13 protein-coding genes are annotated in these 12,845 nt (G+C 37.2%); 5 read left to right on the top strand and 8 right to left on the bottom strand.

The features are described from left to right. The first annotated feature begins 68 nt into the window (after positions 1-68). Positions 69-602 (top strand): YceI family protein, encoded by a 534-nt coding sequence (locus RCG22_RS25055; RefSeq protein WP_308105124.1) that lies wholly within the window; start codon positions 69-71, stop codon positions 600-602. Between the two features lie 77 nt (positions 603-679). Here RCG22_RS25055 and RCG22_RS25050 read toward each other — a convergent pair whose 3' ends face one another. The 5 genes from RCG22_RS25050 to RCG22_RS25030 form a co-directional block, all read right to left on the bottom strand. Next, positions 680-1,621: an ATP-grasp domain-containing protein gene (locus RCG22_RS25050; RefSeq protein ID WP_308105123.1), complete on the bottom strand. Its 942-nt coding sequence runs from the start codon at positions 1,619-1,621 to the stop codon at positions 680-682. Positions 1,622-1,837: 216 nt separating this feature from the next. Continuing rightward, positions 1,838-2,326, bottom strand: a complete 489-nt coding sequence (locus RCG22_RS25045; protein WP_308105122.1) for a L,D-transpeptidase family protein — start codon at positions 2,324-2,326, stop codon at positions 1,838-1,840. 100 nt (positions 2,327-2,426) lie between these two features. Beyond that, positions 2,427-3,929: an aminotransferase class V-fold PLP-dependent enzyme gene (locus RCG22_RS25040; RefSeq protein ID WP_308105121.1), complete on the bottom strand. Its 1,503-nt coding sequence runs from the start codon at positions 3,927-3,929 to the stop codon at positions 2,427-2,429. A 141-nt stretch (positions 3,930-4,070) separates the two neighbouring features. Next, entirely contained in the window at positions 4,071-4,418 is a 348-nt protein-coding gene (locus RCG22_RS25035) for a hypothetical protein (RefSeq protein ID WP_066256469.1), read from the bottom strand. Positions 4,419-4,527: 109 nt separating this feature from the next. Then, a complete protein-coding gene (locus tag RCG22_RS25030; protein ID WP_308105120.1) occupies positions 4,528-5,256 on the bottom strand; it encodes a polysaccharide deacetylase family protein in 729 nt (242 codons plus the stop codon). A 231-nt stretch (positions 5,257-5,487) separates the two neighbouring features. Between RCG22_RS25030 and RCG22_RS25025 the strand changes: the two genes are divergently transcribed. Beyond that, positions 5,488-6,276 (top strand): HAD family hydrolase, encoded by a 789-nt coding sequence (locus tag RCG22_RS25025; protein ID WP_308105119.1) that lies wholly within the window; start codon positions 5,488-5,490, stop codon positions 6,274-6,276. 84 nt (positions 6,277-6,360) lie between these two features. Here the strand turns inward: RCG22_RS25025 and RCG22_RS25020 are convergent, their stop codons facing one another. After that, entirely contained in the window at positions 6,361-7,197 is an 837-nt protein-coding gene (locus RCG22_RS25020) for a DMT family transporter (RefSeq protein ID WP_098261996.1), read from the bottom strand. A gap of 243 nt (positions 7,198-7,440) precedes the next feature. On the opposite strand from RCG22_RS25020, the gene RCG22_RS25015 reads away from it, so the two are divergent. Both RCG22_RS25015 and RCG22_RS25010 read left to right on the top strand, forming a co-directional pair. Continuing rightward, positions 7,441-8,403, top strand: coding sequence for a MerR family transcriptional regulator (locus tag RCG22_RS25015; protein ID WP_308105118.1), 963 nt, complete (start codon positions 7,441-7,443; stop codon positions 8,401-8,403). A gap of 101 nt (positions 8,404-8,504) precedes the next feature. Continuing rightward, a complete protein-coding gene (locus tag RCG22_RS25010) occupies positions 8,505-9,026 on the top strand; it encodes a MerR family transcriptional regulator (protein ID WP_308105117.1) in 522 nt (173 codons plus the stop codon). An 86-nt stretch (positions 9,027-9,112) separates the two neighbouring features. On the opposite strand, the gene RCG22_RS25005 is transcribed toward RCG22_RS25010, so the two are convergent. Continuing rightward, on the bottom strand, positions 9,113-10,102 hold the full coding sequence (locus RCG22_RS25005) for an acyltransferase family protein (RefSeq protein ID WP_308105116.1): 990 nt from the start codon (positions 10,100-10,102) through the stop codon (positions 9,113-9,115). Between the two features lie 293 nt (positions 10,103-10,395). Beyond that, positions 10,396-11,640, bottom strand: a complete 1,245-nt coding sequence (locus RCG22_RS25000) for a DHH family phosphoesterase (RefSeq protein WP_489685541.1) — start codon at positions 11,638-11,640, stop codon at positions 10,396-10,398. A gap of 207 nt (positions 11,641-11,847) precedes the next feature. Here RCG22_RS25000 and RCG22_RS24995 point away from each other — a divergent pair, with 207 nt between their 5' ends. After that, positions 11,848-12,819, top strand: coding sequence for an NAD(P)H-dependent flavin oxidoreductase (locus RCG22_RS24995; RefSeq protein WP_176525546.1), 972 nt, complete (start codon positions 11,848-11,850; stop codon positions 12,817-12,819). Positions 12,820-12,845: the final 26 nt, after the last annotated feature.

The raw sequence follows: 12,845 nt of genomic DNA, 5'->3' as shown, positions 1-12,845 counted from the left end.
TCTCGAATTAAGTTATTTCAGTTTCAAGATAAACAAATTAAAAACAAGCATATTGGAGGAAAATTAAAATGACAAATACTAAATGGGCTTTAGATGCATCACACAGCAGTGTAGATTTTTCCGTACGTCACATGATGATTGCAAATGTAAAAGGTACTTTCAACAAGTTTAATGCCACAATTGAAGCAGATCCAACCGATTTAACAACTGCAAGCATTGAATTTTCAATTGATACGGCAAGTGTAGACACTCGTAATCAAGATCGCGATGCACACTTGGTTTCAGCAGATTTCTTTGATGTTGAAAATCACCCAGCCATGACTTTTAAAGCAACTGCTATCGAAAAAACAGATGATGGAGAATATAATGTAACTGGTGATTTAACACTTCGCAGCGTAACTAAACCAGAAACTTTCGCAGTTACATTTGAAGGCCAAGGAAAAGATCCATGGGGTAATGAAAAAGTTGGCTTCAGCGCAGAAGGCACAATAAGTCGTTCCCAATATGGTCTAGTATGGAATGCAGCCCTCGAAACTGGCGGTGTCCTTGTAGCTGACAAAGTGAAAATCAGCTTACAAATTCAAGCAGCTAAAGCAGAATAATTAAGGCAAAGCACATTAACATAACAACAGCAAAAAGCCAGTCCAATTGTAGCGACTGGCTTTTTATGTTGTTTTTATTACCCAATCAATCGGTCAAGTTCCACTTTCAAATACTTAGCAAGCTCTAACATACCAAATTTTCCAGCTATTTCTTCTGCCTCAGAATTATAATTCGTATTCGTATTGATATCATAGGTATAAATATCACCTGCTGTATCACGAATAAATTCGATTCCAGCCACTTGAATGTGGTTTGCTGTGAGTACCTGTTCATACTTTTTAATTATCGGGTCTGAAAAACCATCAATGATTTCAAACTTTGGTTTCGATTCCTTCTCTTCACCCACTGGACAGAATAAATCACCAATCTGGCAGGCATCAGCCGGACATAATTGAAATCCTTCCGTTGTATCTACTTTGACTGCATACACGAATTTCCCACCGATAAATTCGCAGCGAGTTATAAAACTCTCCGGTGCTTGTATGTAATCTTGAATTAGGGTAACCCCATCCACCGGTTCCTCAAATGCTGGCCCGTCTACATAGTTTTTTAATCCATTTAACGATTGAAAAAGCTGCACCCCTAGCCCTTTCCCGGCCCGGTTGTGTTTTGTAATAAAGGGTTTATCGATAAATTCCGCTGCTGCCTCAAGGATTTGGCCCTTCCCGACAGCTGCAATGGTCCGAGGTGTTTGAATCCCAAATTTATTTAATTCTAAGTATTGGATAACTTTACTAACTTCCAGCTGAAGCGCCCGTGAACCATTGAATACCCTTCGACCATGGGTTTCAAGCCAAGCAAGTACTTGTCCAGCAAATTCTGGTGCAAAACGGTGCCCTCTCGTATGTGAGGAGGCACTCATCCGGTTATAAAAAACTCCTTCTGGAGGTTCTTTTGATAGATCAAGACGTCCGTTGTCCAGATGCCATTCTTCATAGGGCACTTCTAGTTCGTCTAAACGTTTAGTTAGATGAATGGTCCAGTCGTTATTTTCATGGATGATATAAACTTTTTTCAAATGATTAGTCCCCCTTTATGCTGTTCACAATTTAAATTCTATCACTTTTATATATTTTTTTGTAAATATTAAATTATTATTTTCCGTCGGAATATCGGTAACTTCGGACTTAAAGTTCGTGTAAATGGGCAATCCAAAGACAAATCGGTTGGTTCAATTGTAATCTATAAATAAGTAAAATGAGTCCCACCTTCTACCTTTAGAAGGTGGGACTTTTTAGGGACGGATAGTAACTCTCGTTCCATTGGGAACCATATCAGCCAGTTGAAGAACATCCCGATTATACATTCTTACACAACCATGGGAGACCGCTTTTCCTATCGAACTAGGATCGTTGGTGCCGTGAATCCCATAGCCCTGTTTTGATAAGGAAAGCCACAATACTCCGAATGGCCCCCCAGGATGATACTGTCGATTGACAATCACGAAATCCCCCGTCGGTGTATTGGTCAGCATCTTTCCCACAGCAATCGGAAAAATTTTCACTAGCCTGCCATTGTTATATAATGTAAGTTTTCGTTTTCCAACAGATATTTGAATGGAATAAGGAATGGTATTGGGCTCTGGTAAACCAGGAATCTGGATTCTTTGGCCGACTTGTAAATGCCCGACCCCGGGATTTGCTGCATAAAGATGTTGAAGGCTTACGCGATAATTAGCAGAAATTATATTCAGCGTTTCACCACGTTTAACAATATGAATCATGCGATCCCACCTTTCATCTGATATCTTATGCCTATACTAGTTTGTGGTTGCTTTATTTAAAAAGGTACAGATAGCTACCTTCCTTTGTTGCATCAACCGTTTATTCAAACCGAAATAGTGGAGCCATATCCTCTCTTACGTGGTTCACGAAAAAGTAATCATTACTTGCTTTATCATATCGATAATCAATTTTCCATTCATTTATATTAAAGGCGATATCTCTTATGGCATTTACAAACAACAGGATTTCTTCGTTAGTCATAATCGGATGCAACGAGAAACGCACCCACCCCGGTTTCTTCGAAAGATCTCCCTGATTAATTTTTTCGGAAATTTCCATAGAGGATTGTTTATTAATATGGAGAAGATAGTGTCCATAGGTACCTGCACAGGAACATCCCCCTCTAACCTGAATCCCAAACCGGTCATTAAGCAAGCGGACGATAAGATTATAATGGATATTCTCAATATAAAAAGAGACGATACCCAAACGATCTGTTTTATGACCATCTAATAAATGAAGACCTGGAATCTCTACTAAGCCAGGTAACAAAATACCTAACTGTTCCTTCTCTCTTTTTAAGATATTTTCCGCACCCATTTGGTCTTTCAAATTCAAACAAAGAGCTGTTCGAATGGCTTGTAATATTCCTGGTGTCCCACCATCTTCACGCAGTTCGATGTTCAGATGATATTGGTGCTCGCCCCATGGATTCGTCCAGGTCACAGTCCCGCCCCCTGGATGGTCGGGTACATGATTGGCATATAATCTACGATCAAAAACCATGACACCGCTAGTTCCCGGTCCCCCTAAAAACTTATGAGGGGAGAAAAAGATGGCATCAAGTTTTTCCAAGGGATCCTCAGGGTGCATGTTGATGGTTACATATGGAGCTGCAGCCGCAAAATCCACTAAACAGATACCGCCATGCTGGTGCATGATTTTCGCTAATTGATGATATGGGGTTTGAATCCCTGTTACATTGGAGCATGCAGTAAATGAGCCAATCTTCATGCGTCTGTTTTTATAACGATGAAGCAGTTGTTCAAGCTGGTTAATGTCGACGCCGCCATTTTCATCAGGACTTAATACAACTACTTCCCCCAGAGTCTCGAGCCAGGATGTTTGGTTAGAATGATGTTCCATATGTGTTAAAAAAATAACCGGGCGCTCAATTTCGGAAAGCTGCAGACGACCTTTCCACTGTTCATGGACCCTGATTCCAATCATCCGCTGAAACTTATTCATGACAGAGGTCATTCCAAACCCATCCAGAATCAAAGCATCATGCTCGTCAGCATTGACATGGTCCTTAATAATTTTTCTGGATTGATTATAGATTCCAGTCATCATCAAACTGGTTATATTCGATTCAGTATGAGTATTTGCCATAAAAGGACCAAATACCTCAGAAATCTTCTGTTCGATGGGTCGATAAAGGCGCCCGCTTGCTGTCCAGTCCGCATAGATTATTGTCTTTCTTCCATAGGGGGAAGCAAATTCTTGGTTCATCCCAATCACTTGTGAGCGAAACGGTTGAAAATATTCTTCAAGGTTATCCGGGATTCGGTAGGTTTTACTGCCAATACTAGCGGTGATCATTGGTTTCACACCTCACAATTTATATCTGTTATTAATATATGCAGGACACTTAAGCACTGGTTCTTTAACAATTGTCAAATAAAAAGCAACCCAATCAATTGATCAGGCTGCTTTTTAGTTATAGGGGGATGAGATTACTTCCTAATAAGTAGTAATTTTCGCCGATTCTTTTCTTGTGACTTCATCAATCTTTTGGATAAACATCTGGAAAACACGCCTTTTTTCCTCGAGATCCTTTATGTATTCTTTCAGTTGGTTATAGCTTTCTTCAAATGGTTTATGGTACAAGTCACGAATTTTTTCGATAATTTCTTCGTTTACCGTCGATTGAATCACTTGCTTTGTTATTCCATATTTATAGGAATAAACTTTTAGTTCCTGTGCTACTTCATCATATTCATTTGCAATTTCTGTTAAAACTAGTGATATATCATCCTTCCACTCATCTAGTGATTTTTGTAAGTAAGATTTTGCCATTGTTTCTTCCATAAAAACACCCGCCCTAATAGAGTCTCGATTATATTTACACTATTATAACGTTGTTTGATTACATAGAAGTTTCGGGCAGTTTACATTGTCTTTTCATTTTCTAATTCGTCTACCTCAACGCTTTTTCAAACTCATCAAGTGTCATTGAATATTTGATATAAATTCGAGGTAAATAGTAGAGTTCGTTTTTTAAGCCTGTCATCGAGAATGGACCTGGCGTTGTCGTCAGACCATACCGATAATACTTTTTCGTTTCTCCCACCACATGTTCATTGGTATTTCCATAGGGATAAGCGAGAGCAATCACTGGTTTCCCGGTTATTTGCTGAATTTTTTCTTTTGATTCTTTTAGCTCATAATTTAGATTTTCCGATTTGGTTAAATCAGGATGTGTAGCTGTATGAGACTGAATCGAGATGAATCCTGAATCTGCTAGCATTTTTAGATCTGATTTAGATAGGCGGTTTGCTCTTCCTATGAAATCAGATATCACAAAAAAGGTACCGGCTGGACGAAAATTTCCTGTTGCGAGCTTTTGAAAAATCGAATAGACACTAAGATTGTTTTTGTAACCATCATCAAATGTGATAAAAATCGGCTTCTTTACAGAATTACTTTCCTGCCAACGATCAAAGGTTAATAAAGTATACCCATGGTCTCTTAAATAGATCATTTGTTTCTCGAAATTCTCCGGAGTTACAAATAACTCTTTGGAACCAATACCATTAAATTTATCAATGGAATGATAAATTAAAATAGGAATCTTTTGCTGCGCATTAGCGCTTTTTGGATGTCCTAAAATGTGAAAAAATAAGAATAGTATTAAAATCTTTTTCATAAGATTCCTCACTTTTTGAGTTTTTGTATATTGCACACTCTATTATTCCTCCAAATATCGATTCAATTAAAAAAAAACTGCATGTCTGCAGCTGTACCGATGGTCGGTTTGTCAATGGGCGTATTTACTTTTTTTACCTTTCAGTAAATTTAATCGGTTCTCTTTGATGTGACTTTGCTTTCCAAATCGTGGTAGACTAAAAGTAATATTTGCGGAGAAGGAGCATCATTCATGACCAATTACAAAGTTTTATTTTTAGATATTGATGGGACCTTAGTGAGGCCCGATGATACGATTGAGGATTCCACAAAAGAGGCCATTTCACAGGTACAGGCAAGGGGCATCGAGGTTTTCTTAGCAACAGGCAGGCCGCTTCATGAATTAAAGGAACTTGCAAAAGAATTGAATATTCACTCATTCATAGGTTATAACGGTGCCTATGCCATATATAAAGGTGAAGATTTATTCCAGGAACCGATGAAAAGCTCAACTGTTCAGAGTTTCTTGGAAATTGCAAAGGATAACAAACATGAAGTGGTACTATATACGAATAGTAAGAACGTCTTTACCAATTTAACGTCTGAGATCATTACTGAATTCATGCAAAAGTTCCACTTACATAAAAATGAAGCATATTCTCCTTCAATTAAACACACTGTTTTAGGGATGACGCTTGTTAATTTAAAAAAAGAAGACCCTGCCCTTTACAATAAGGAAGATGGTATCCATTTATCCCAAATCAATGTAGAGGGAATGCGTCATTGCTATGATGTTATTAGAGATAGTGTGAATAAAGGCTATGGAATTCAAGTAGTTTTGAAGAGGCTTGGCATCAACAAAGAAAGCTCCATTGCCTTTGGAGATGGAATGAATGATAAGGAAATGCTTCAACAGGTTGGCGAGAGCTTTGCGATGGGAAACGGTCATTCCGACCTATTTCAATACGCAAAGCATAAAACTACCGAAGTCACTGATTCCGGGATTTATAATGGGTTAAAAATGCTAGGGTTGGTGAAATAACGAGCTGGGAATAAAATAAATACAAGTAAAATAAAAGTGCAGAGTATTTCAATCAAATTGAAACATTCTGCACTTCTTTGCGCTTTAAATCTTCGTGAAAATAATTCCAAGCAGAGCAGTAAGGACACCAATCAGTTGATATCTTTTTAGTTTTTCTTTATAAAGAAGAACCCCCGCCAGAACAACGACAAGACAATTCAAACTAACAATTGGAAACACGATACTTGCTGTTCCAGTCTTAAGGGCATAGAAATAGCTGCTATATCCCAAAATGCTAATTAACCCAACAATGGAACCAACATTGGCCTCTGACCGCTGCCACTTTTCCTTTTTATACATACTGCAAATGGCTAAATAGATACTCCCCCCGCCATACATGGCAATAAGGATATCTAATGAATTAATTTGTAAATAGGATGAAGTTTTCATTAAGATCCCTAATAAACCAAATGAAAATATTGCAAGACCCACACGCATCATCCAAGGATAATAATTGATTCTTCCTTTATTATCAGATGAATACTGAATGGCCATGGCTGAGCCAAGCATAATTAAGATTCCAACCCACTGAATCAGTGAGATATGTTCATGGAAAACAACGCCGGCACAAAGGATAGGAAATATTGTATTTGTTCCCACTAATGGCGATGTCAAGCTAGCTGGTCCCTTTTCAAAGGCCATTGACATTTGGATATTACCGTTTGCATTTAATATGCCAATAAAAGCTCCGAGCAAAATGGTGATTAGATTGAGGTGAACCGTTCCTGCTACTATTGCAAATCCGAATGTTAAAAGGAATGCGACAAAGTAGAAGTAGAACTGAATATGTACTTTCGACACTTTCCTCTGCGTACTCCACTTGAAAATCGTATTATTAGTCCCGAAGCAAACCATAGTAACAAAGGCTGCCGCAATCCACATGTTGAGATCCTTCTTTCTTCATCATTTCACTCCCTATGATAAACCTCCATTCTACTTTGCTCAATCGTTTTTTCGTGATTTTTCTTATTAAGTGCTCAATTTGCAAAAAAATGTTGTTATTTCTGGCTTTCCGTCTTGTTTTGATAGCTTTTGTCATCTAGCAGGAAAAAGTAATAGTGAATGGTGAATAACTAACCTAACGATGATTTATTTCCTAGATAAATAGAAAGGAATGTTTTTAACATGAAAACTTATACCTTAAAAGAGGTAGCTAAAATATTAAATACAACACCAGGCACCCTTCGTCACTGGGAGAAAGATTTAGTTGATTTACTAGAAATTCCTCGTTCAAAACAAGGGGCGAGGATATATACAGATTTGGAAATTGAACAACTTAAAGAAATTAAACAACTATACGATAAAAAATTAACTAAGGTATCCATTAGGGAATCGATGCAGAAAAAACTTCATCCTGAAAGTCAGGATGTTTATGAACTACCCCACTTTTCACAAGAGGTCTTTGGAAGTGAGGAAATACCAGATTCGTCTGAAGGTTCACTAGAAATCTTTGAAAATGAAGATGTGTCCGAATCACCAATCGTCTCATTAGAGGTTCTAACCGACACGGTCAAACCGATCACCATCCAAGATGCTATCGAGGCACATCAGTTATTCGAGGCAATAGCCACATTAAAGCAAAATTTCCTGAGCGAAGTTAAAGACGAAATCAGAACTGTAGTTCGAAAAGAAGTACTTGAAGAGGTAAAAAAGGAAATAAGGAATGGAACATATACAACTGTTAAGTCCTTATCTGACTCTATTTATAAATCGTCCGCTAACACAAAAGCTGAAATTCATGAGTTATCAGAGACACTTGAGAAAGCCTCTGAACTATCTGCTGACTCGTTACAGCACCTTTCCAACAACATTGCTAACGTTTCGATAGAGACTTCTCAAGAAATTTATACCCTTTCCAAGCAGTTATCAGAAACTACCGAGGAATTATCCCACTATGTGGATGTTACGAATAACGAAATCTCAAGTCTAACTGAAGCAATGTCAAAAGAACGTGAATTTTTTATTGAAGAGCGGAATCTATACCGACAAGAAATTACTCAAAGAGAGATTGCTTTTCAACAAATGTTAAATAGTTATCGAGATGTGGCTGCAACAAAAGAAAAGAAATGGTGGAAATTCTGGACTTAAAACGAAAGAGGCCATCGATAGAACGACTCCCTGTTTAAAAAATAAAACAATATTTCATCACTCGTGGATTGGGGTTTATTTTATCAATGGAGGGATTCGAAATGAATACAAGTGAAGTAGCAAAATTAATCGGTGTATCTACAAGTACTATTCAGCGCTGGGTAAAACAGCTCGATCTGCCCATGGAAAGAAACGAGCGTGGACATTACTATTTTAGCAGCGAGGATATTGAATTATTAAAAGAAATACATGAAAAGCTCCAAAACGGGACATTAATTCAGGAAATAGTGCCATTAAAGAAGGAAAAAATTCCACGAAAAGGAATTGCTAAGGCGGTAGAAGACAATCAAGTTTTAGAAAAGTTACTGACAAAAGTCAGTGAGTTAGAAAATAATCTAAACTCAAAAGCAGATTCGGTTGTTTCCTATCAACTCCTTCAACATCGTCGTGAACTTGAGGATTTGCAACATCTTGTAAAAGATTTAACACAGCAAGTGGAACAACTACAAAAACAGATGAATGATTTGCAAATGGCCTCAAAAATTGATGAACCACTTGTTTTTGATCACAAAAAAGTCAAAAGGAAAAAGAAAAATATAGTTAGCTCTTTATTCGGTTTTTAGGTCATTTCAATTTATTCATAACTTTGATACACAAAATAGCCGAACTGGTTACAACCAGTTCGGCTATTTTAGTAAATTCATTCCAATTAAACTTTCAATTCAACTAGTGGCTGGGTATATTTTTTTATTAAATAACTTCCAAGAATGATACAAATCATTAAGGAAAGAACCAAAAGTAAAAGGTAATTTCCTGAAAATGAGATGATACTTTCGTTAGGAAGAACCACTTGAAGTGATTTAATAATAAATCCATGAAGCAAATACACATATAACGTTCTTTCACCTATTTGAGTCACTTTAAACTGGTTTGAAGGAATTAAGGCTAAAAAACCAAAGACAACAAGTAAGGTCAACCCATATTGAAGTCCTCGAGTAAGGCCATCGGTCAATTCCTCTCCTCCCATATTTGCATAAGAGGTATCACCTAAAAGCCAAGACACCGCATCCTGCGGGAAACTTAAGCTAAAGAAAACACACGTCCCAATAATAATTGCAATTCCTACCGGAAGTGAATATCTGGCCCGAATAATTTTTTTTAACTGATCACCATTTAGTAAAAACCCCATGAGAAAATAAGGGAAGAATACAAAAGTTCTTGATAAGCTTAAAAAACTCCCCGCTTGATCAACAAAACCAATCGCAATCCCCAAAACAATGGAAATAATAAAACCCCACCATTTTAACTTTGCAAAAAGATAGAGCAATACATTCCAAAAAAACAAACTCATCAAAAACCAGAGAGACCAATGAGGATGTAAAAAATCGAAATCAAGCTTTTCTTCCTGACCATTCAAAAAATAATAAATGGAATAGATGATTTGAAAAATAAAATAAGGCAGTAAAATCTTCTTTATCGACTTGATAAAGTAGCCTTTCTTTTTATAACCTTTTGCAAAATATCCGGAAATCAAGATAAAAGCCGGCATATGGAATAGAAAAATAACTGTATATAAAGTAAATAGAATTCCATCTTGTTCCTTTAATGGACTTATCAAATGCCCAAAAACGACAAGAAAAATCAAAATAAATTTTGCATTATCAAAATACTTACTCCTTTTTGAAATTGAAGCCATCATATCACCCCATAGTTAAATTCAATCAAAAAGGTATATTACTATTCTTTTCTTTACCTCTCACCAAATATTTCCTATAATCAATCGTCTTATCATTTAAGCAAATCATATCATAAAAATATTACAGGAATATGTATTTATATTTTCTGTCTATTGCATGGTGATTACAATTTTAAAATAGTAATCTAATATACCCACGATAAATTTACCACTCCATTCTTAATAAGACCTTAAACCCGCAACTAAGAAAAAATAGGGAAAGCCACTCCCTTTCAATAAGGAATGGCTTTTCCTATTCATAAAGTAATATCTATAAGATAGTTCCTGATGAGTTCCTGAAAATTCCCTCTTAATTCATCTTGTGAGATCCTAAGTGCTTTAGAAACCTGATAAATGTATTCGTGGTCACTTCGAAGCGACGAAGAATAATTTCTTTTTAGATACCGTTCTGCATCCGCGAAGGTTGAGAATTTCTGCTCAGTTTTCTCCTTATTATGTACAATAGAATAGTTGCCATCTCCATCAGGTATGATAAATGAATTTTCTCCCAGCGGGTTCTGATAAGATGTTCCAACCGGAGAATCTTTAAGATTAAATTCATTACGATTGGCATCAGGTTTAACTGGGATAATCTCAAAAACATTTTGAACAAACTTTTCAAACGCTTCTCTAGTCAATTCCGACCCGGAAGCTTTTGGATGCCCTCCTCCGCCGTATCCTTTTGCAAATTCGGCAACATTTACCTCATCATGAATGGTTCGAAATCCCATCTTCTTCCCACCTATATTCAAAAGGATAATCATATCTAAATGTGGATATAAATTATTTAACTCATTTCCAAGTTCTGATAAATATTGTTCGGCATGGACAATCCCAACACAATAATCATCAACAAAGGTTTGCACCAGTTGTCTACTTTTTGAATGGATATACCGATGAATTTTTTGTTCCTCAATATCGAGCAGCATAGTTTCTGTATCTGTTAGCTCAAACGAATCAGCATTTTCCGTCAACCTTTTTAACATTTCTTCTTCAAATAGTTCACGACTCATGATATAGAACAAATCATTTAGACGTTTTGCGGTTAAATTATTATTTTCATCCCATTCCCAAGTGTCATATTGACGGACTAATTCAATAAATTCCTCCAGTGCTCTATTTCGTTCCATTATATTGTGTTCAATCAGGTAATCATAAAATAAGGAGGTTGCACATGTCTTTTTCCCCGTCTCATACTCCGGAATTACACTCCCCCATTTGTACTGATTGAAATGCATCGCCGTCACATGATGATCAATCATTTGAACATGTTTTCCCTGGCGAAACCGCTCCTCGAGTTTTTTCTCGACTTGCTCATTTACAGCCAAATCCGTAATGTAGATTTCGACATTATTATTCTCAGGGTTTTTAATCACAGCTTCCACTCTTTGATTTAAATTTCGATAAGAACTGTAAAATACATTCGCTTTGTCAGCAAAGGCTAGTTTCGCAATAAGCCCGCATCCAAGACCATCAAGATCGATATCCGTAAAAATAATCATCCTATCTACCACCATCCATTTTTGCTTCATAACGTATCGTTTGGTTTCTGCAAATTTTTTATGCAGTAACTAAGTTATGTTTTAACACTAACATTTATTTTAACATATTAGTAAATTATACCACCTGCTTTTATGACCTGGTGATAGTAATCACAGACATCCCAAAAATGGCATGCTATGATGCATTAGAAGTTTCTAATATTATTAATGAAACGGGGTTATAAATTGAACTTTCCACAACTTAAAATAGGTCATATGATGCCCAAAGTTCCGATTATGCAAGGTGGAATGGGTGTCGGAATATCACTAAGCAAATTAGCTTCAGCGGTCGCAAATGCTGGTGGGATTGGGATTATCTCCGGAACGGGGATTTCAACTGACGAAATGAGATCACATATAAGAAAGGCGAAAAGCCTTATCAACGATGCTGGTTACATTGGTGTCAATGTTCTTTTCGCGATGAATGACTTTGCTGAAAAAATGAAAGCTGCTCTTGAAGAAAAGGTTGACTTTATTATCTCTGGTGCTGGAATCTCACGAGATATGTACTCATGGGGAAGACAAGCAGGAATTCCCGTTATCTCCATTGTCTCATCTGCTAAATTAGCAAAAATTTCCGAACGACTTGGAGCAGCTGCGGTTGTTGTGGAGGGTTTTGAAGCAGGAGGCCACCTTGGAACAGATCGCCCAATGTTCGATATCCTTCCGGAAATTGTTGAAGCAGTTTCCATCCCAGTTATCGCTGCAGGCGGTATCATGACGGGCAGCGATATTGCAAAAGCCCTGGCCATGGGTGCTTCCGGTGTACAAATGGGAACGCGTTTTGTAGCTAGTGAGGAATGTGATGCGCCATTGGCATTTAAGCAAAAATATGTGGATGCAGGTAAAGAAGATCTAGTTTTGGTAAAAACAACCGTTGGACTTCACGGAAGAGCCATTAATAATAACTTTGCAAAATTAATAAGTGGACCAGATAAGTTGAAAATCGCCAAATGCATTGATTGCTTGAAGAATTGTTCTTACCGCTTTTGTACAATGGATTCTCTGCTCGTATCCATGAATGGTGATGTCGAGAATGGGCTTGTTTTTGCTGGAGCAAGAGTGGGCGAAATTAAAGATATTCTACCCGTTCAAACAATCATCGATAAGCTTACATTAGAATACACTCAAGCCATCTAGCACAATTAAAAGAGCCAACCGTTTAT

This window comes from Neobacillus nitrireducens, assembly GCF_030915405.1.
Lineage (GTDB): Bacteria > Bacillota > Bacilli > Bacillales > Cytobacillaceae > Neobacillus.
Note: the sequence above shows the minus strand (reverse complement) of the source record. Positions and strands in the feature narration are given on the sequence as shown.